Origin of the sequence: Shinella sp. M27 (assembly GCF_049199905.1) — a bacterium.
Classification (GTDB): Bacteria; Pseudomonadota; Alphaproteobacteria; order Rhizobiales; family Rhizobiaceae; genus Shinella.
In genome coordinates, this window is record NZ_JBLZPK010000019.1 from 44,942 (window position 1) to 64,705 (window position 19,764).

Here is a 19,764-nt window from a genome sequence, read left to right on the forward strand (position 1 = left end):
GCCTTACTGAAGGATGAGGACGGCAAGGGAAAGGATCAGGGCCGGGATCATCACCACGACGCCGATCTTCAAGAAGCTCCAGGCACCGATGCGCAAGCCTTCGCGCCGCATCGCGGTCAGCCACAATATCGTTGCCAGAGATCCGGTGATCGAAAGGTTGGGACCGAGATCGACGCCAATCAGCACCGCGCCGCCGATCTTGTCGGATATGTCTGCCGCTTGAACGGCGCTGCCGGCGACAAGTCCCGCTGGTAGGTTGTTGACGAGGTTGGACACCAGCGCCACCGCCGCACCGGCGGCTGCCGCAGTTTGCAGCGGCGCGCTCGTCGCACTTTCGGAGAGATAGTACGCGAGATTATCGATCATCCCCGTTTGATTCAAAGCCTCGACGACAACGAACAGGCCTGCGACAAGTGGGAGTACACTCCAGGAGATATCCCTCAGCGTGCCAGCAGCATTTTGCCGGGTTACGAGCAGAGTCAATGCCGTGGTCAGGCAACCCGCCACGAATGTCGGCAGTCCCAGGTCAAGGTCGAGCGCCGAAGCCGCCAGAAGCGCAAGCGCAGTTCCGCACAATCCGAACGCCGCGAGCTTTGCGGTCATCGTCAGACGGATGTCCTCCACTTCCATCGCCACCGCGTCGGCAGCGATGACGCGCCGTTGCGTCCAGTAAAGCGCAATAAACGTAACGACGATTGAAACGATGGATGGCAGCGTGAACATTGCGAGCCATTTTGACAGGGATGGCATCGCTCCGCCCCCGAAGATCACGAGGTTTGCCGGATTGGAGATCGGCAGCACGAAGCTCGCGGCGTTGGCGATGAACGCACAAATGAGCAGGTACGGCATGGGGTCCTTAACCCGCGCTGCCCGGCAGGCCGCATAGACGGCGGGCGTCAGCACGACGGCGGTCGCGTCGTTCGACAGGAACACCGTCACGACGATGCCGACACAATAGATCAGAATGAACAGGCGTCGTGGCGATCCCTTTGCATGGGCGGTCGCCACCGAGGCCAGCCAGTCGAAAAGCCCCTCTCGCCTGGCGAGCTCCGACAACAACATCATGCCGATCAGAAAAAGGTAGACGTCAAGGCCCTTGACGACGCCTGCCCAAGCCTCGGGGAGGCCGATCAACCCAAGAGCCAATAGCAGGAGCGCACCAAGCACGGCCCAGATGGCCTCCGGTAAGGCAAAGGGCCGGGTGATCACCCCGAATGCGGTCATCCCGGCGATTGCCCAGGTCAGCGTTGATGCCTGCATCATATTCTCTTTAGATTGAAGCCGAACCGGGCGTTACGGATACATCGCCAGGTTCGGAAGTACCATTCGCAGGATCCGGCGCAATGCTTTTGCGGCCAGCGATGAACGCTGCGAGTGCAACGGCGGCGATCCCGCCATGAACCCAATAGGCGAGGCCATAGCCACCGATATCTGTCAGCCAACCGGCGACGACGTTGCTTGATGAGGCGCCGATCCCCTGAACCGTCATGACCGCGGCAAGGCCGACATTGAACCGGCCGGTACCCGACAGGATGCGTTCCGCTGCGATGGGGGTTGCGATTCCAATAAGCCCCGCACCGATCCCGTCGAGGATCTGTACCGGAAAGATCGATGCATAGGACGTGAACGAGCCCGCAATCGCTCCGCGGATCGGCAGGGCCAGCAGTGCGATCACGAACACCGTTGCAAGGCCGAAGCGGCGGATCATATTTGGAGCCGCCAAAGCCATCGCGATCATTGAAAGCTGCGCGACACCTGTAATGATCGCCGTCGTACGAAACGGGGTTCCAAGCTGGATCGAGAAGTTCTGGGCGATCAGCCGGCTGATCGGGGCGTTACCGAAGTGGAAGATCATGAGCACGACGGCAAGCAAGATAAGCCCCTTGCTGCCGACAAGAACAGAATACCCTGACGGTCCAGGCGTCCCGTCGTCGTGCCCGAGGCCTCTGGCAACGGCGTGGTCGATCCGGTTGGGGTCTATCGCCAACACCGCAACAACCGATGCGGCAGCGGTCAGGATCATCAGTCCGACGATCCCGGTCAGACCGAACATCAACGTCGCGAAATAGATTCCGGCAAGCGACACAACGTTGCCCAAGTGGTTCCAGAATTCGTTTCGCGAGACCTGATGGGGAAACTGTTGCTCGCCGACCAGGCCAAGTGTCAGCCCCATAAGCGCCGGCCCGATGACCGCGCCGACGATCGCTGTCGCAGACTGCCCGCCGAAGACAGACGCATTGTCCGGGCTCGAAAGGGTCCAGAGCGCTGCAGCGGTAACCAGCACTACGGGTATGATGATCAGCATGCGCTTGTGCCTCGATGCGTCGACCCATGCGCCGAACAGCGGCGTCGCGATCATGCCGAGCACACCACCCAAGGTCGCGATGAAGCCCAGCGTCATCGGTGACCATCCTTTGGTCGCGAGGAAACCGTCGAGGAAGGGGCCAAGGCCGTCACGCGCATCGGCGAGAAAAAAATTGAGGACGGCGAGAGCGACCAGTGACCTATCAGAAAGGCCCTTCGACGAGATGGACTGCATGCCGGCGGCCTCGATTTGATTAGCTATTGCTGGAATGGCTGCTGACAATGCCCCGCGACGTGAATTGGTTCCCAAAGCCGGCCTACATCTTGACGAATACGTCATGACTTGGCCCCCTAGGTATAGTCGGCCAATCGGCATGCGACGCACGCCCGGGGGTCTGGGGGCTGTTGAGTGCTGGATTCGCCTAAACGTTTACGGGAATGGTCCGCCACCAGTAGTATGTAACTTCTGTCACGCCTATCGACCGGATCGCTTCCACCATCGAATTGCCCTGGCATGCAACACGTCAACCTGACGCAGCCTCGTGACGATCTCTTCTGCCCTGTGTCTTTTCCCCGCCATTTCAATGTCCTTCTGAAGCTCATAAGCCATACTTCAAAAAGAATCATTCTTCGCGGGGCAGACCAATTTCAAGCGGCGATCGACGGGAGGCTCGGCTGATTTGTGTCTAGTCGCCTAGCGCGTACACCGGCTAATTTTGGCGAGAGGAAACAGCCGTACCGACTATCGCAACGGCGATATGCAAGCTGGCTCCAAAAAGGTTGCTTGCGCCGGAAATCGGAAATGAATGGTGCTTTATCAAAAGGTAGCTTGGCGCGACGGTTCGTATCCTTTCAAGCGGAAAAGCAGATCAGACGATCTCGACATGCACCTTTGAGGCGCGAATAAGGTCCAGTTTGTCCGGCGGTATGTCACCTGTGAGGATGACGAGGTCAAAATCGGTGATCTCGGCAACATAGTTCAGCGCGCTGAACTGGAATTTCGTGCCGTCGGCCAGCAAGATGCGCCGTCTTGCAACGTGCATCATCGCCTGTTTGGCGCGAACCACGATCTCGTCCGGGGTGTAGAGCGACAGGCCCTGGATCGTTGTGGTGGACAGGATCGCCACGTCGACGTGGTAGGAGCGTATGGCTTTTTCACAGTTGGCGCCGAAGTAGCCGTTGTAGCCGGGGTGATAGCGCCCGCCGGTCGATACCAGATCGATCTCGGGCATATGGCGGAGCCTTTCCAAGATTGGCGCCGCATTGGTGACAACCGTCAACGGCGCGACCTCGGGCAGGAATTCGCTGAGATGGTATGTCGTCGTGCTGTCGTCGATCATTACGGCATTGCCGGGCTCCAGATGGGCAAGCGCCGCCCGCGCAAGTCGCTTCTTATCCTCCACGTTCTTGCGGCCGCGGTAGTTGTAGCTGCTTTCGAACAGCAGAGATTTTTCTGCGGAAACCGAGCCGCGCAACCGTCGGACGAGACCTTCCTTTTCCAGCACGGAAAGGTCGCGATGGATCGTCATGAGGCTGACATCGAGCATTTCAGCCAGATCGCGGATGAGTGTCGATGATCCGCTCATCAGCACCTGGATGATTTTCGTGCGCCGCCGTTCCGCCTTTGAGGATGCGGCGTCGGCGTCGGCATCGAAATTGTTATGATCTGCCATCGTGCTTCCTGCTGAATTTAACATTTTCTGTATCAAGCAATTTCGCTGCCTTGTCTATTGATTTCTAAAATCTTCAAAATATGCGGCGAAAATACTTTATTTACAACGTGTTGCGTTGGAATTCGGCGGATCCTTATTCACGGTGTAAATGTTGGTTCTCACATTGCAGATTTCAAAAATGTCGCATTGCAACATAAATTCCGATAAAGATAACAAAATAATTGATATCTCTCATCAGGCCTGCTAGGAATTGAGCATCGGGGTGGGAGGCCACCAGCAAAATCTAAATCTTCGCCCACAGGCGAAAAAACATGTTTCCAGCGCGCGGGCCTATCGGTTCGCGGCCTTGGAAACGCGCGTCAGCAGACGGCCGCGCAAGGCGGCACAAGAGAGGATGACATGGCAGATCTGGACGATATCAAGGATGGCAAGGATTGGGGCCGCGACCGGCCGGCGGACACGTCGCGCTTTTTCCTGAAGGGCAATGCCCATCATGACTGGGGCATGAAGGCGCGGCTTTCGCAGGTATTTCGTCCAGATACCGGGCGCACGGTCATGCTGGCGTTCGATCACGGTTATTTCCAAGGGCCGACCACCGGCCTTGAACGTCTCGATTTGACGATCGCTCCGCTCGCCACCCATGCCGATGTGCTGATGTGCACCCGTGGTGGCCTGCGCAGCTCGATCCCACCGGAGGCGCTCAAGCCCGTCGTGCTGCGCTGCTCGGCAGGCAATTCGATCCTGACGGAGCTTTCCAACGAGCTTGTCAGCGTGGAAATCGACGATGCCATTCGCCTCGGCGCTTCGGCCATGGCCGCGCAGGTCTATATCGGCGCGGAGTACGAGCACAAGTCCATCGCCAACGTCGTTAAGCTCATCGATGCCGGTACGCGTTACGGCATTCCGACCATGGCCGTCACCGGCGTCGGCAAGGCCATGGCGCGCGATGCCCGTTACTTCGGTCTGGCCACGCGCATCGCGGCCGAAATCGGCGCGCAGTTCGTCAAGTCCTACTATGTCGACGAGGGCTTCGAGCGCATCACGCTTGGTTGCCCGGTCCCGATCGTGATTGCCGGCGGCAAGAAATTGCCTGAACGCGAGGCTCTGGAAATGGCCTACCGCGCCATCGACCAAGGTGCGGCCGGCGTGGATATGGGGCGTAACGTCTTTCAGTCGACCGATCCGGTGGCAATGCTGACCGCGCTGGCGGCAGTCGTCCACGAGGGGCGCACTGGCGCGCAAGGCTATGAGCTCTTCCAGGACCTGCACGGCAAGGCGGCGGCTTGACGCCGTCACCGTAAATGAGCGGGGAGCCGGGCCCACGCGGCCCGGCAACAGGAAATCAAGGATCAACGTATGGAAAATCTCTGGAACGAGGCCGAGGCAGGCGAGGCCGCAACCGGCCTGGAGTTGCGGGCCTACTCGTCACGGCTCATCGGGCGTGATCCCGCCATGGTGCTGCATGGCGGCGGCAATACGTCCTACAAGGGTGTCGCCACCGACCGTTTCGGAGCTGAGCAGCAGGTGATCTGGGTCAAGGCCAGCGGTTTTGATCTGGGCACGATGGGGGTAGAGGGCTTCACCGCGCTCGACCTTCCCGCCGTGCTCGCCCTGGCTGAACTCGAAACGCTGTCCGACAGCGATATGGTGGCGGAGGTCAAGCGTGCGCGCCTCGATCCGCAAGCGGCGGCGGCGTCCATCGAAGCCATTGTCCATGCGCTGTTTCCCGCGGCCTATGTCGATCATTCCCATGCGGACGGCGTGCTCACCGTCTCCAACAGCCTGAACGGCACGGCGCTGCTCAGGGAGATCTACGGTCCGCGCGTGATGATCCTGCCCTATGTAAAGCCGGGTTTCGACCTGGCGCGGCAGATGCGCTTGGCGATCCTTTCGCCGGAATTCGCAGAGGCCGATGCCATCATCCTCGAACATCACGGCGTCTTTACCTGGGGCGATACGGCCCGCCAGAGTTATGACCGTATGGTGGCGATCTGCGCACGCGCCGAGGATTGGCTTGCCGGCCGTATTCCGTCCCTGCCGGCCGCCCCGCCGATCGAAACCGATCCGGCTATCATTGCCCGGCTGCGCGGCGCAGCGAGCCGCCTTGCCGGACGTGCCATGATTTCGCGTCCAGCGGCAGGCTTGCCCGTCGCGGAAATCGCCGATGTCATCAGCCTTTCACGTCACGGCACGCTGACACCGGAACATGTCATCCACAACAAGCCCTTTCCCGCGGCCATCAACGACGAACCGCAAAAGGCGCTCGATGATTTTGCTGCCGAATATCAGGCCTATGTCGCGCGCGGTGACGATGCGGATCTGACGCCCCTGCCACCGCATCCGCATTGGGCTATTCTTCCTGACGGTGCCGTGCGCAGTTTCGGGCCGACGTTGGCACGCGCGCGGGTCTCGGCGGATGTGGCGGTGGCCAATTTGCGGGCGTTGCGGCTCGCCGCCCGTCTTGGCGGCTGGCAAGGGTTGGAAGAAGGCGACCTGCGCGCGCTTGAATATTGGGAGCTGGAGCAGGCCAAGCTCCGCGCCCAGGGTGCGCTTCCGCCGCTGGCGGGCAAGATTGCGGTTGTGGGTGGTTGCGCAACGGGCATCGGGCGCGCGACGGCCGAAGCATTACGCGACCGTGGTGCCGTCGTGGTGGGGCTGGATATTAATCCTGCCGTGAAGGATCACATGAACCGCCCCGGATATGACAGCTTGCTCGTCGAACTGACGGACGAGGCGAAGGTAAGCGCTGCTCTCCGACAGGTGGTAGCCGACTATGGCGGCCTCGACATCCTCGTTTCCAATGTGGGGATCTTCCGCGCCGGCGCCAATATCGAAGTGTTGGAGGATGCGGCCTGGGATGCATCGCTGGCCGTCAATCTGACCTCGCACCGCAAGCTCCTGAAGCAGGCGATCCCGTTCCTGCGTCACGGCGTCGATCCGAGCGTCATTCTCATCGGCTCGCGCAACGTCCCGGCGCCTGGTGCCGGTGCTGCTGCCTATTCTGTATCGAAGGCGGGACTGACGCAATTGATGCGCGTGGCAGCCCTTGAACTCGCTCCCGAGGGGATCCGTGTCAACGTCATTCACCCCGATGGCGTCTTCGATACCGACCTCTGGACACCGGAGGCGCTGGCCACTTCGGCGCGGCGCTATGGTTTGACGGTAGAGCAATATAAGGCGCGCAACCTGATGCGGACGGAGGTGACGTCGAAGGATGTCGCCCGCGCTGTGACAGCGCTTGCCGACAGCACGTTTTCCCGAACCACGGGGGCGCAGATTCCGGTGGATGGCGGCAATGACCGGGTCATTTGAGCCGGGAGGAGCGCAACACCAGAAAAACAAGGCGGCGTGAGCCGCCATCGAGGAGCAACAGCAGGATGATCCGGTTGTGAAGCAAGCACCAGCACTAAAGGAGGATATGATGCGAGGCTTTTTGAAGGGACTGACGGCGGTATCGGCACTTTGCCTGATGGCAGGCGCCGCCATGGCCAAGGACTACAAGGTTGCGGTTATCCGTTGGGAACCGAACGACATCTATTTCAACGGCGTCGCGCTCGGCCAGCAGCAAGAAGCCAAGCGCATCCAGACCGAAAGCGGCGATACGATCACCTTCAACGTCTTCGGCGCAAACGATGCCGGACAGCAGCTGAAGGCGCTTCAGGCGCAGTTCGACAGCGGCGTTGACGGCGTCCTTCTGACCTCCTGGCGCGGTGAAGCGATGCGCAGCATCGTCAAGCAGCTGCAGGAAGCGAACATTCCCGTCGTAACGACCAATGCCTGGGTTCCCGGCGTGAAGCAGACCTTCGTCGCGTTCGACAACGAGACGGCAGGCCGTCTGGGCGGCGAGGCCCTGATCAAGCGTCTCGACACGCTGCGCGGCGAGGGCTGGGCCGAGAAGGGCGGTGTCTTCATCGAATTGCGCTGCATCATCACCGCCTCCTTCGATATTGCCCGCCATACCGGTTATCGCTCTGCGCTCGATCCGATCGCCGCCAAGTATCCCGGCGTGAAGATCGTCGAGCAGGAAGCAGGCTGCGATGGCGGCAAGGCGCGCAAGATCGTCGACGACGTGATCTCGCGCGAAGGCGCCGACAAGATCCTGGGTATTGCCAGCATCGACGGCACGATGGGTATCGGTGGTGCCGTGCCGGCCTTCAAGGCGCAGGAGCTGCTTTTCCCGATCGACGATCCCAAGCATATTCCGGTCGCCACGATCGACGGTACGGTGCCGGAATTCCAGTCGATGGCGCGCGGTGAGATCGACCATATCTCCGTTCAGCCCGCGACTGGCGAAGGCATCATCTCGATGCGCACGCTCTACACGCTGATGTCGGGCAAGGCATTGCCGGACGAGGCCAATGTGCTGCTCAAGGGCGAGGAGCCGGTCTGGGCGCCTGTCAAAGTGCTGACGCCCGACGCGATCGAGGGTTCATGGTACCAGACACAGGCTTACAGCGTGCCGGGTGATGCGAACTACGACGATCCGCGCAACTGGGCGAATGAGATGACGGTCGAGCAGACAGGCAAGATGCCCGACTTCGGCAAGTAACTGTGTTGAGACTGCGAGCGTGCAGACGCTCGCAGTCGTCCTCTCAACAGGAGTTTCCATGACACTGGACCCTTTGCTGAGCTTTGCCGTGCAAGGTGTGACACGCCGGTTTCCGGGCGTTCTGGCCGTCGATTCCGTTGATCTCGACGTCCGTAAGGGCGAGATACATGGCCTGATCGGCAAGAATGGCGCGGGAAAGTCCGTGCTCGTTTCCCTGGTGGCCGGATTGCTCGCACCGAGCCAGGGGCAGATCGTCACCGATCGGGGTGCTCTGACGCCGTCGCAATCCGGGCCCTCGCGAGCCAAGAAACTCGGTATTGCGCTCGTCACCCAGGAACCGGCCTTTGCTGCTGACCTTTCGGTCGCGGACAATCTCTTCATGGGCCGTCATCCGGGCGGTCGTCTGAATTTCCTGTCACCCGCCATAACGCGCCGGCAGTCGGCCGACGTGATCGGGCAGCTCGGCCTGCGGGCCCGGCCGGAAGACCGCATGGGCGACCTCCCGCTTGAAACCCAGCAACTTTTGGCGTTCGGTCGGGCCGTCTTCATCGAAAAGGCGCGCACCATCCTATTGGACGAGATCACCGCGTCCCTGACCAGCGAGCGCAAGGAAAGCCTCCTGCGCCTTCTGCGCCGGTTGATCACCGACCAGCCCGACCTGTCCTTCACCCTGATCTCGCACCATGTCAGCGAAGTCATGGGATTTACCGACCGCGTTTCGGTGATGCGCGATGGCGAGCGTGTCGCGACGCTGGAGACGGCGAAGACGACCGGTAGGGAACTGGCCGACTGGATCGTCGGCGATGTTGCCCGCACCGAGATCAATTATACCGACCAGCCCGAATTTTCAGCCGCACCGGTTCTGACGGTGCAGGCGCTGAAGGCCGGGCGCTCGCTCGCGCATCTGGATTTCCAGCTGCACCGCGGTGAGGTGCTGGGCTTCGCCGGGCTGGAAGGCTCCGGCAAGGATGCGGCCATCGAGGCGCTCTACGGATTGGTCCCGAACTATAGCGGATCGATCGCGATGGACGGTAAGGCCGTGCATCTGAAGAGCCCCAAGGCAGCACAGACGGCCGGCGTTTCCTTCCTGCCCAAGCACCGCGAGGAGCAGGCGGTGATCCAGAACCGCTCGGTGCTGGAAAACGCGATAATCGCCGGGCTTCCCGTGCTCACGAACCGGCTGGGCTTCGTGCGCCGCGCCGAATGCGAAGCCGTTGCGCGATCCATCGTCACGCGCCTCAAGGTCAAGACGCCGGGTCTCGACGTGCCCATCGACGGCCTGTCGGGCGGCAACAAGCAGAAGATCCTGCTCGGACGCCTGTCGCTGACGGCGCCGCGATTGGTGCTGCTGAACGAGCCGACGCGGGGCGTGGATATCTCCGCCAAGCCGGACATTCTCAAGATGATCCGGGAGGACCTGTCGCGGGACGCGGGCGTCATCATGATCTCGGAAAGCGAGGAAGAGCTGGCCGAGATCTGCGACAGGATTCTGATCTTCTATCAGGGACGGGTGGTTCGGGAATTGAAGCGCGGCAGACCGGGTTTCGATGTCGATACAATCTACAAGGCGATACAGGGTGTTGAGGTGCCGGCATGACTTCGGTGAACAAATTCATTTTTCTCGTTCTGGAAAAGCATCTGATCTGGGCCCTGCTTGCGCTGTTGTGTCTGGCCGGGCTGGCGGTTCCGGGCTTTCTGTCGGCGCGCAACATTCTGAACGTCATGTGGGCGGCAGCCCCGCTCGGCTGCATGGTGCTCGGACTGTTCTTTGTCCTCCTGACCGCGAATGTGGACCTGTCGCTTGAATCGACCTTCGCATTGGCGCCGGCACTGGCGATCGTCCTGTTCTTCCAGAGCCTCTCCCTGGAGAGCTACCCCATCCTCGCCGTGCTCGCTACGCTGCTGTTTGGCGCGCTGGCAGGACTGGTGAACGGCGTCTTTTCCGTCAAGCTTCGCGTTAGCTCCTTCCTCGTCAGCCTCGGCACGATGCTGCTGATGCGCGGCATCGTGGTCTACCTGATCCCGGAGGGGATCTATTATCTGCCCGAGGGTTATGTCTATCTCGGCTCGGCAAAGCTGTTCGGCATCCTGCCGGTGGCCGTGCTGGTCTGGATCGCGATCTTCCTCGTCGCCTGGCTGCTGATCGATCGCCACCGCCTCGGCAAGGATATTCTCGCGCTCGGCAACAATGAGCATGCCGCTTTCGTGGCCGGCGTGAACATCGAGCGGACGAAGATCGTCTGCTTCGTTATCGCCGGTTTCCTGGCCTCGCTCGGCGGCCTGCTCGAAGTCGGCCGTCTGGAATCCGTCGTGGCCGATATGGGGCAGGGCGATATCATGATGGTCTTTGCCGGCACCATTCTCGGCGGTACGGCCATGACCGGCGGCAAGGGCAACGTCGGTGGCGTCTTCGCGGCTGTGCTGGTGATTTCGATCATCGAAAACCTCATGAACCTGCACGGTGTGCCGCCCTCGATCCGGCAGGTCGTCTTCGGTGCCGTGCTTCTGGTGGCGATCTACCTGGCGAGCCTGCAGGAGAGGTTGCGCCACGCACGGCTGGAATCCTGACATGACGGCGTATCTTCTGGGACTGGATAGCGGTCTGACGGTCACCAAGGCCGTGGTCTTCCGGGACGATGGAACGGTCGTGGCGCTTGCCCGGCGCGAGATCGCGCAGATCAAGGCCATGCCCCGTCATGTCGAGCGGGATATGGCAGGCCATTGGAAAGCCTCCGCCGCGGCTATTCGCGAGGCACTGGACCGGGCAAGCGCGAGCGAGGGCATCGAGGTTCGTCCGGTCGCCGTTTCGGTGGCGGGGCATGGCGACGGGCTCTACCTGCTCGACCGCGCCGGTGCGCCGCTCGGCCTTGCAGCCACGTCGCTCGACAGTCGGGCGCAGGCATTGCTGCGGCGCTGGGACGAGACGGGCGGGTCGGCGCGGGCGCTGGACCTGACCGGGCAGCGTCCCTTTCCGTCATCCCCGGCGCCCCTGCTTGCCTATCTGCGGGAAGAGGAGCCGGAACGGTACGGACGTATCGCCGCCATCCTGTCCTGCAAGGATTGGCTGCGTTTTTGCCTGACCGGCAAGGTGGCAACCGATTTCACCGAAGCCAGTGTCGCCTTCACCGATATACGAACGCAGCGCTACAGCGACGAGGCGCTCGACCTTTTCGGCCTCGGCGCCATAGCCGCCGCGCTGCCGGACGTCATCATGCCGGGTGACATTGCGGGACATATCACCCAAGAGGCTGCGCAAGCCACGGGTCTTGCCGTCGGCACGCCCGTTGCGGCGGGTCTGCACGACGTGACCGCCTGCGCGGTCGGGTCTGGCGTTTCGGAAGCCGGAACGATCGCGGTGATCGCGGGAACCTATTCGATCAACGAAATGCTGGTCGATGCCCCAAAAACCTCGATCGGATGGAATGCGCGTAACGGATTGCGTCCGGGGCAATGGATGAACATGTCAGTTTCGCCCGCTTCCAGCGCCAATCTCGATTGGTTCGTTCATATAGCTGCACGGGACGCGCTGGCGGGTGGGGATCCCTTCGCCATGCTGCAAGCCGAACTGGATGCCATCGCCAATGATCCATCCGACATCATCTATCTTCCCTATCTCTACGGCTCTCCGCATGCCGAGGACGTGCCGGCGGCCTTTCTCGGGCTGCGGGGCTGGCATGGACGTGGCCATATGCTGCGCGCTGTCGCCGAGGGCATCGTCTTCAATCATCGGCATCACATCGATCTGATCGACCCGCAGGGGGAGGTCGGCCGCGTGCGTCTGACGGGCGGAAGCAGCCGCAATCCCTTTTTCGGCCAACTCTTCGCCGATGCGCTGAACCGCCGCGTCGAGGTGCCGGAAATGCCCGAAGCCGGTGCGCTTGGGGCAGCCATCGCCGCAGGGATCGCCGTGGGCGTCTATAGCGGTTGGGAGGAGGCGGGTCGGCGCACGACGCCGCAATTGCGCATCTATCACCCCGGCGATGCCGTCGCGAAACTTGATACCGGCTATGGCAGATATTGCGACGCGATCGACACGATCATGAAACGGCATGAAGAGAAGACAGCCCCATGACTGGAACCGTGACCACCCGTGGAGCCCAGCTGGAGGCCTTGCGCCGGATTGGGCATATCCCGGTCCTGATCGTCGGCGGTGGTATCAACGGCATGGGTACTTTCCGCGATCTCAGCCTGCAGGGCGTCGATTGCATCCTTGTCGAGCAGGGCGACTTCTGCTGTGGCGCCAGCCGCGCACCGTCACGTATGATTCATGGCGGGCTTAAATATCTGGAAACGGGCGAATTCCGGCTTGTCCGGGAATCCGCAGCCGAGCGCAACCGGCTGCTGTGCAACGCCGCGCACTATGTCAGTCCCTTGGAAATGATCATTCCGATCTATTCATGGTTCGGCGGGATCGTGCCGGCGTTGCGCAAGTTTCTGGGTATGCCGGCCAAGATCACGGAACGCGGCGCGCTAGTCATCAAGCTCGGCCTGTGGCTGTACGATCTCTACGGTGCGCTGAACCGTGTCATGCCCCGCCATCGCATGATCGCGCGCCAGGATATTCTGCGTGAAATCCCCGATCTCGATCCCTCCCTGAAGATCGCCGCCTCCTACTACGATGCCTGGATTACTTCGCCGGAGCGACTTGTCGTCGAACTGGCGCTCGACGGCATGGCGGCCAATCCCGGTAACATCGCTTTGAACCATCTGCGTTTCAGCGGGGTGACGGGTAATAAGGTCGAATTGCGGGACGTCGAAAGCGGCGAGATTTTCACGCTGACCTGCGACGTGCTGGTCAATGCCGCCGGCGCATGGATCGACCGGGTCAACGCCACCGCGTCCGCGTCGCGCAGGATGATCGGCGGCACCAAAGGCAGCCATCTGATGCTTGACCTGCCGGCACTGGCTGAAACCCTGCATGGCCGGATGATCTATTTCGAGGCCGATGGCGGGCGTATCTGCATCCTGTCAAATTTCATGGGACATGTGCTGCTCGGTTCCACCGACATACCGGTCGATGATCCCGATGGTGTGGTCTGCGACGACGACGAGGTGGATTATCTTCTCGGGGCATTCCGCCGGCTCTTCCCTGAGGTTCCCGTCGACCGGTCAAGCATCTTCTTCAGCTATGCCGGTGTCCGTCCCCTGCCGGCCAATGACGCGAGCGATCTCGGCGCGGTCAGCCGGGATCATTCCATGCCCGAACTTCCTCCGGAAGGAGAAAGACAGTTTCCGATCCTTTCGCTGGTCGGAGGGAAATGGACGACTTTCCGCGCCTTCTCCGCCGAGGCGACCGATAAAATCCTCGGACATCTGGGCAAGCGTCGCTCGTCGTCTACGGTCGATGTCCCGATCGGCGGTGGCGCAGGTCTTTCGCAGGCAGCTGCTACGACGGAAAAACTGCTATCAGCCATCGTGAGGGATCACGGACTTTCCCGGCACAGAGCGCACCAGCTCGTCGCCCGCTATGGCGCGCGTGCAAAACTTTTGGCGCCAGCGCTGGCCTCAGGGGAAACGGTTCTCGCATCCTTACCCGAGTTCTCCCGGGAGGAGATCGCTTTCATCTGTGAAACGGAATTGGTCCTGCACGCCGAAGACTTCCTCTTCGGCCGCACCTCTGTTTTCCTGGAACGCCCGCTTGACCATGCGGCACTGAATGAGCTGGTCACCGCAATCGGCTCAGTCCGCCATTGGGATGATGCGCATCGTGCGATGGAACTTGAGCGGCTGATAGAGCGATACCGCAAAATCCATAGAGTGGACGTCTCCGCCCGACAGAACCCAAGGCCGCTATTTGTCTAGGTTCAAAAGGGAAATCTGTATTGCGGCTGTGACGGCGTGCGTGGTCGTGGCGCTCCCGTGACGGACTTACTCAATACTGCGTCCTTCCAGTCTCGCGAAAGGATCGCACTATCAAACCGTAGGATCAAACACCCAGAATAACCAGTTCGGAACTGGAGGCCGGTTAATATGCCAGTGTTGAATAACACTCCCCTGATTTACCACCGATTAACCAAAAATATGTTCTAATTCAGGGAGTTTTGGTTTTGCGTCCATCTAAATTTGCTCTCACGGAGAAGGACGATGCGCAAATTCCAGGGTTCATCGAGAAGCCCAGAATTCCTTTCAGTTGCTCCGATTCGCGGGGTTTCTTTTCATCCATCGCCGATCCGGGCGGCTGGCACGCAGTTCTTGTCGTCAAACTCATCCACGCGGGTGCGAGCTGGGTACGATCCAGTTGCCAGATGGCATAATTCGCTGCTGCCACGCGTTGCGTTACTTGGCTGCCTAATGGCTGGCACCGCATACCCTGCATTGGCGCAGACTGCCTGGACCGGAGCATCCGGGAACGACGACTGGTTCGATGCCGGAAACTGGGACACCTCGGCCGTGCCGGACGCATCCACGTCTATCGAAGTCAATCCTGGTAACGCCATCATTTCCGGCAACGCTGCCGAAGGCGACAATGTTAGCATACGATCTGGCGGCACGGTGACCGTGACGGGGACGGGGTCCACGTTGACGACCACGGAAACCCGTACGGATGGCGGGACGTTCAATATCGAAAACGGCGGTCTGGTCACCAACGGAAGCGGCATTGTCGACGGTGTTGTCACCGTGTCGGGGGTTGATGGTAGCGGGAATGCATCGACCTGGACCAACAACAGCTATTTCGTGGTTGGTGAAGGTGCCACCGGTACACTGAATATCCTCGATGGCGGCAAGGTTGTCGTAAAAACGGATGCCGTTCTTGGGCAATCTCACCACGTCGGCGCGCTGGTTTCCGGAAACGGTTCATCCTGGGAAAATACCGGACGGCTGACCATCGATGATGGAAGTTTACGGATTGAGGATGGTGGGCATGTTTCAAATACCGAGGCTATTATTGGCAGTTCCAGTGCCGCGGATGTGATTGTCACCGGCGCAGCCTCGACATGGGGCAATTCAGGACAACTTACCGTCGGCAGTTATGCTGCAGGTACTATGCGGGTCGAAGACGGCGCCACCGTCACGAGTTCCCAGGGCTATGTGGGAGCCGGTGCCGGCAGCGTCGGAACCGTTACAGTGACGGGAAGCAATTCGAGCTGGGAGGTCACGGACTTCAACCTCAACCTGGGTAATTTCGGTGTAGGTTCGATGACGATCGAAGACGGGGCGCGCGTTTTCGCAAAGCGGGGCCTTGACCTCGGAGTTTCAGCGACAGATGCGAGCGGGACGCTGAACATCAACGGCACGCCTGGGGCTCGCGGGATTCTCGAAACGAGTGGATTCCGCGGTGGCATCGGAATTGCGGATCTGACAATTGATGGCGGCATTGTGCGTGCCATTGATGATAAGGCCTCGTTCTTTTCCAACTATGGCGCTCAGCAGGTGAAGCTTGGCGCTGGTGGTGGAATCATCGACACGAATGGCCACGATATCGGCATCGCTCCTGTAATCGCCGGCGTGGGTGGTTTGACCAAGAACGGTTTGGGCACATTGACCCTGACTGGCGAGAACATCTACGGCGGCGGCACCACGATCGTCGACGGCACGTTGCAGCTCGGCGACGGGGGAACGACGGGTTCGATCCTTGGCGACATCACCGACAACGGCATTCTGGCCTTCAACCGCGCGGATGTTGTGACATTCGACGGCGTCATCTCGGGCAATGGAGCGGTTGAGCAGGTCGGTTCGGGTACCACGATCCTGACGGCAGACAACAGCTATACCGGCGGCACCACGATCACGGCCGGCACGTTGCAACTGGGTGATGGCGGCACGACCGGCGGCATCCTCGGAGACGTCGCCAACGACGGTGTGCTGGCATTCAACCGCTCGGACAATGTGATTTTTTCTGGCCTGATCTCGGGCAACGGCGGGATTGAACAGGCCGGCACGGGCAAAACGACACTGACCGCTGACAATACCTTTGAAGGCAACACCAAGATCGCCACCGGCACGTTGCAACTGGGTGATGGCGGTACCACGGGCTCCGTCGCCGGGGATGTTGCAAACGACGGTACGCTGGTCTTTGATCGATCCAACACCGTAGTGTTCGACGGCGTCATCTCTGGCAGCGGAATCATGGTCAAGAATGGTGCCGGCGTGCTCGAACTGACCGCGAACAACAGCTACGGCGGCGCGACCACCGTGAATACCGGCAAGCTGCTGGTCAACGGCGACCAGAGTGCGGCGACCGGACTGACCACTGTGAACAGCGGCGCCACCCTCGGCGGCAGCGGCACACTCGGCGGCGACGTAACGATCGCGGATGGTGCTATCCTGGCGCCGGGCAACAGTCCCGGCACCTTGACGGTCAACGGCAACCTGTCGCTCGCCAGCGGGGCGACATTGGACTACCAATTCGGCGAAGCAGGCTTGGCCGGCGGGGCGCTCAACGACTTGGTCAACGTCGGTGGCGACCTGATCCTGGACGGGACGCTCAATGTGTCCGTGTCGTCCGGCGGCACCTTCGGTAGCGGCATTTACCGAGTGTTCAACTACGACGGTACGCTTACCGACAACGGACTCGAACTCGGTACGATGCCGTTTGGCAGCGACACCGTCGTGCAGACATCAGTCAATCATCAGGTAAACTTGATCAACACGGCAGGGCTGGACCTGAATTTCTGGGACGGTGATGCCGGCCCAAAGAACGACGGGACGATCAATGGTGGCGACGGCACCTGGCACGTTGGTGGCGCCGACGACAACTGGACCGAGACAACCGGGACGATCAATGCGCCCTATCAGAACGGCAGCTTCGCCGTCTTTGCCGGCGCGTCCGGCACGGTGACGGTGGACAATAGCGGCGGTGCCGTGAAAGTTGCAGGTATGCAGTTTGCCACCGATGGCTATGTGATCACTGGCGATGCGCTGACGCTCGTCGGGCCGCAGGTGACGGTCCGCGTCGGCGACGGAACGGCGACAGGTTCAGGGTACACCGCCACCATCGACACGGAACTGACCGGCACCAGCCAACTCGTCAAGACCGATCTCGGCACGCTCGTGCTGCGCGGCACGAACACTTATACCGGCGGCACAGCGATTAACGGCGGCACGGTGCGGATCGCCTCCGACGCCAATCTTGGCGCCGCTGCGGGTGGTTTGTCATTCGATGGCGGTACACTCAACACCACCGCCGACATCACCTCCGGCCGCAGCGTGGATCTGACTGGTGCAGGTACATTCCTGACCGACGCCGGCACGACGGCGACGCTCACCGGCAGTGTGAGCGGCGTTGGTTCCCTGATCAAGGATGGAGCAGGAAACCTCGTCATCACCGGCAATGCGACACAGACCGGAGGCACTACGATCAGCGCCGGCGTGCTGTATCTCGGTAACGGCGGCACAACGGGCTCAATCCTGGGGAACGTAACCAACAACAGCATCCTGGCGTTCAACCGCGCTGATGTGGTGACATTCGACGGCACGATATCGGGCAAGGGAGGTGTCCACCAGATCGGCGGCGGGAAGACCATTCTCACCGCCGACAACACTTATACCGGCGGGACCACGATTGCCGACGGCACGCTGGAACTCGGAGACGGTGGCACGACGGGCTCGCTCCTGGGCAACGTGACCAACAACGGCATTCTGGCCTTCAACCGCACGGATGTGGTGACATTCGACGGCGCAATTACCGGAACCGGCGGCATCGACCAGATCGGCATGGGAACCACCATTCTCACGGGCGACAGTTCGGCCTTGACGGGCAGTTCCCAGGTCCAAAAGGGAATTCTCTCGGTCAACGGTGTTCTGGGCGGATCGATGGCGGTCAGAGGCGGGCGACTTCAGGGCATTGGACAGGTGGGGGAAACCACTAATTTTGCCGGCGGCACGATTGCACCCGGAGATTCGATCGGCATGCTCACCGTCGCCGGCGACTACGTCGGCAGTGGGGGCACGCTGGAAATCGAGACCGTACTTGGCGATGACCGTTCTGCCACCGACAAACTGATCGTTACCGGCGATACGTCGGGCAACACAAATGTGCAGGTGATCAACCTCGCTGGAGTAGGCGCACAAACCGTCGAAGGCATCAAGATCATCGATGTCGCCGGGGTCTCGGACGGCAGCTTCACGCTTCTCGGGAACTATGTGTTCGAGGGTGATCAGGCGGTGATAGCCGGTGCTTATGCGTATCGCCTCTATCAGGGCGGCGAAAGCACACCCACCGACGGCGATTGGTATCTGCGCTCGGTCCTGAATTCCGAAACTCCCCTCTACCAGCCGCTCACTCCGATCTACGAGGTCTATGCAGACGTGCTGCAGAGCTTCAATGAACTTGATACGCTGCAACAACGCCTTGGCAACCGCTCATGGTCCAGCGGCGCGGCCGTGGCGAACTCGGCGTTCGACGCCGAAAATGCCGGAAGCGGCATGTGGGGGCGGATCCTTGGCCGACATGCTAGCATCGACCCCAGGAAGTCGACGACGGGCGCCAATTATGACGTAGACATCTGGCAATTGCAGGGCGGGGCTGATGGTGAGCTCTACTCTGGAGGTGCAGGTGATCTGGTCGGCGGTTTTTCCGCGCGCTACGGCACAATCTCCGCCGATGTGTCTTCGACTTTCGGCGACGGCTCGATCACAAGCACCGGCTTCGGCTTGGATGGGTCGATGACCTGGTACGGAAAATCCGGCCTTTATCTGGATGCCCAAGCGAACGCCACCTGGTATGACAGCGACCTTTCCTCTTCCACTGTGGGTACCGGCCTGATTTCGGGCAATGATGGCTTCGGCTATGCATTAGGACTTGAGGCAGGACAACAGATTGCGCTCGGCACCAATTGGTCAGTGACCCCGCAGGCACAGCTGACCTATTCGAGAATCGACTACAATGACTTCACTGATACCTTCGGCGGTGCGGTTTCGCTAAAGGACGCGCATAAGCTCAGAGGGCGTCTTGGCATTTCTGCCGACTACGAGAACAGCTGGGCCGACATAAGCGGCCAGACACGCCGTCTCCATGCCTATGGCATTGCGAACCTCTACTACGACTTGCAGTCGAACTCGGATGTCCGGGTTTCCGGTGTCAAGTTCACGACCGAGCGAGCCCCGCTCTGGGGTGGCCTTGGTCTCGGCGGCACTTACAATTGGAGCAATGATAGATATGCCCTCTATGGCGAGGCCATGGTCGACACTAGTCTGAACAGTTTCGGGGACAGCTATAGCATGACGGGAAGGATAGGTCTGAACGTCAAATTCTAGGCTATGAAGATGGCCCGGTGCGGAGACAAGAGCTCCTGAGCG

11 protein-coding genes and 1 pseudogene are annotated in these 19,764 nt (G+C 60.7%); 8 read left to right on the forward strand and 4 right to left on the reverse strand.

Annotated elements, in window-relative coordinates; translation table 11 throughout:
• Nucleotides 1-3 precede the first annotated feature (3 nt).
• The 4 genes and pseudogenes from ACOZK4_RS07500 to ACOZK4_RS07515 form a co-directional block, all read right to left on the reverse strand.
• A complete protein-coding gene (locus tag ACOZK4_RS07500) occupies nucleotides 4-1,260 on the reverse strand; it encodes an arsenic transporter (protein WP_421591339.1) in 1,257 nt (418 codons plus the stop codon).
• A 10-nt stretch (nucleotides 1,261-1,270) separates the two neighbouring features.
• The gene (locus tag ACOZK4_RS07505; protein WP_421591340.1) at nucleotides 1,271-2,539 is read right to left on the reverse strand and encodes an MFS transporter; all 1,269 of its coding nucleotides are present in this window, start codon (nucleotides 2,537-2,539) and stop codon (nucleotides 1,271-1,273) included.
• A gap of 208 nt (nucleotides 2,540-2,747) precedes the next feature.
• A pseudogene (locus tag ACOZK4_RS07510) lies at nucleotides 2,748-2,884 on the reverse strand (IS3 family transposase); the annotation flags it as partial.
• A gap of 289 nt (nucleotides 2,885-3,173) precedes the next feature.
• Nucleotides 3,174-3,977, reverse strand: coding sequence for a DeoR/GlpR family DNA-binding transcription regulator (locus tag ACOZK4_RS07515; RefSeq protein ID WP_421591341.1), 804 nt, complete (start codon nucleotides 3,975-3,977; stop codon nucleotides 3,174-3,176).
• Nucleotides 3,978-4,376: 399 nt separating this feature from the next.
• Between ACOZK4_RS07515 and lsrF the strand changes: the two genes are divergently transcribed.
• The 8 genes from lsrF (at nucleotide 4,377) to ACOZK4_RS07555 (ending at nucleotide 19,722) form a co-directional block, all read left to right on the forward strand.
• Complete coding sequence (gene lsrF, locus ACOZK4_RS07520) at nucleotides 4,377-5,264, forward strand: 3-hydroxy-5-phosphonooxypentane-2,4-dione thiolase (RefSeq protein WP_421591342.1); 888 nt, start codon at nucleotides 4,377-4,379, stop codon at nucleotides 5,262-5,264.
• 69 nt (nucleotides 5,265-5,333) lie between these two features.
• Nucleotides 5,334-7,289 carry an SDR family oxidoreductase gene (locus tag ACOZK4_RS07525; RefSeq protein ID WP_421591343.1) on the forward strand — a complete coding sequence of 652 codons (1,956 nt, stop codon included), beginning with the start codon at nucleotides 5,334-5,336 and terminating at the stop codon, nucleotides 7,287-7,289.
• 109 nt (nucleotides 7,290-7,398) lie between these two features.
• Nucleotides 7,399-8,526, forward strand: coding sequence for a sugar ABC transporter substrate-binding protein (locus tag ACOZK4_RS07530; protein WP_421591344.1), 1,128 nt, complete (start codon nucleotides 7,399-7,401; stop codon nucleotides 8,524-8,526).
• 58 nt (nucleotides 8,527-8,584) lie between these two features.
• Nucleotides 8,585-10,123, forward strand: coding sequence for a sugar ABC transporter ATP-binding protein (locus tag ACOZK4_RS07535; RefSeq protein WP_421591345.1), 1,539 nt, complete (start codon nucleotides 8,585-8,587; stop codon nucleotides 10,121-10,123).
• Entirely contained in the window at nucleotides 10,120-11,094 is a 975-nt protein-coding gene (locus tag ACOZK4_RS07540; RefSeq protein ID WP_313526066.1) for an ABC transporter permease, read from the forward strand. The genes ACOZK4_RS07535 and ACOZK4_RS07540 overlap by 4 nt, the downstream gene beginning before the upstream one ends.
• 1 nt (nucleotide 11,095) lies before the next feature.
• The gene (locus ACOZK4_RS07545; protein ID WP_421591346.1) at nucleotides 11,096-12,598 is read left to right on the forward strand and encodes an FGGY-family carbohydrate kinase; all 1,503 of its coding nucleotides are present in this window, start codon (nucleotides 11,096-11,098) and stop codon (nucleotides 12,596-12,598) included.
• Entirely contained in the window at nucleotides 12,595-14,328 is a 1,734-nt protein-coding gene (locus tag ACOZK4_RS07550; protein WP_421591348.1) for a glycerol-3-phosphate dehydrogenase/oxidase, read from the forward strand. Before ACOZK4_RS07545 ends, ACOZK4_RS07550 begins: the two co-directional genes overlap by 4 nt.
• A 489-nt stretch (nucleotides 14,329-14,817) precedes the next feature.
• Nucleotides 14,818-19,722, forward strand: coding sequence for an autotransporter outer membrane beta-barrel domain-containing protein (locus tag ACOZK4_RS07555; protein ID WP_421591349.1), 4,905 nt, complete (start codon nucleotides 14,818-14,820; stop codon nucleotides 19,720-19,722).
• The last annotated feature ends 42 nt before the right edge of the window (nucleotides 19,723-19,764 follow it).

What these genes read in the sequence shown, in the direction of transcription:
- ACOZK4_RS07500 (WP_421591339.1), bottom strand. Translation starts at nt 1,260, where the DNA reads ATGCAGGCATCAACGCTGACCTGGGCAATCGCCGGGATGACCGCATTC.
- ACOZK4_RS07535 (WP_421591345.1), top strand. Translation starts at nt 8,585, where the DNA reads ATGACACTGGACCCTTTGCTGAGCTTTGCCGTGCAAGGTGTGACACGC.
- ACOZK4_RS07550 (WP_421591348.1), top strand. Translation starts at nt 12,595, where the DNA reads ATGACTGGAACCGTGACCACCCGTGGAGCCCAGCTGGAGGCCTTGCGC.
- ACOZK4_RS07530 (WP_421591344.1), top strand. Translation starts at nt 7,399, where the DNA reads ATGCGAGGCTTTTTGAAGGGACTGACGGCGGTATCGGCACTTTGCCTG.
- ACOZK4_RS07505 (WP_421591340.1), bottom strand. Translation starts at nt 2,539, where the DNA reads ATGCAGTCCATCTCGTCGAAGGGCCTTTCTGATAGGTCACTGGTCGCT.
- ACOZK4_RS07540 (WP_313526066.1), top strand. Translation starts at nt 10,120, where the DNA reads ATGACTTCGGTGAACAAATTCATTTTTCTCGTTCTGGAAAAGCATCTG.
- lsrF (WP_421591342.1), top strand. Translation starts at nt 4,377, where the DNA reads ATGGCAGATCTGGACGATATCAAGGATGGCAAGGATTGGGGCCGCGAC.
- ACOZK4_RS07555 (WP_421591349.1), top strand. Translation starts at nt 14,818, where the DNA reads ATGGCTGGCACCGCATACCCTGCATTGGCGCAGACTGCCTGGACCGGA.
- ACOZK4_RS07545 (WP_421591346.1), top strand. Translation starts at nt 11,096, where the DNA reads ATGACGGCGTATCTTCTGGGACTGGATAGCGGTCTGACGGTCACCAAG.
- ACOZK4_RS07525 (WP_421591343.1), top strand. Translation starts at nt 5,334, where the DNA reads ATGGAAAATCTCTGGAACGAGGCCGAGGCAGGCGAGGCCGCAACCGGC.
- ACOZK4_RS07515 (WP_421591341.1), bottom strand. Translation starts at nt 3,977, where the DNA reads ATGGCAGATCATAACAATTTCGATGCCGACGCCGACGCCGCATCCTCA.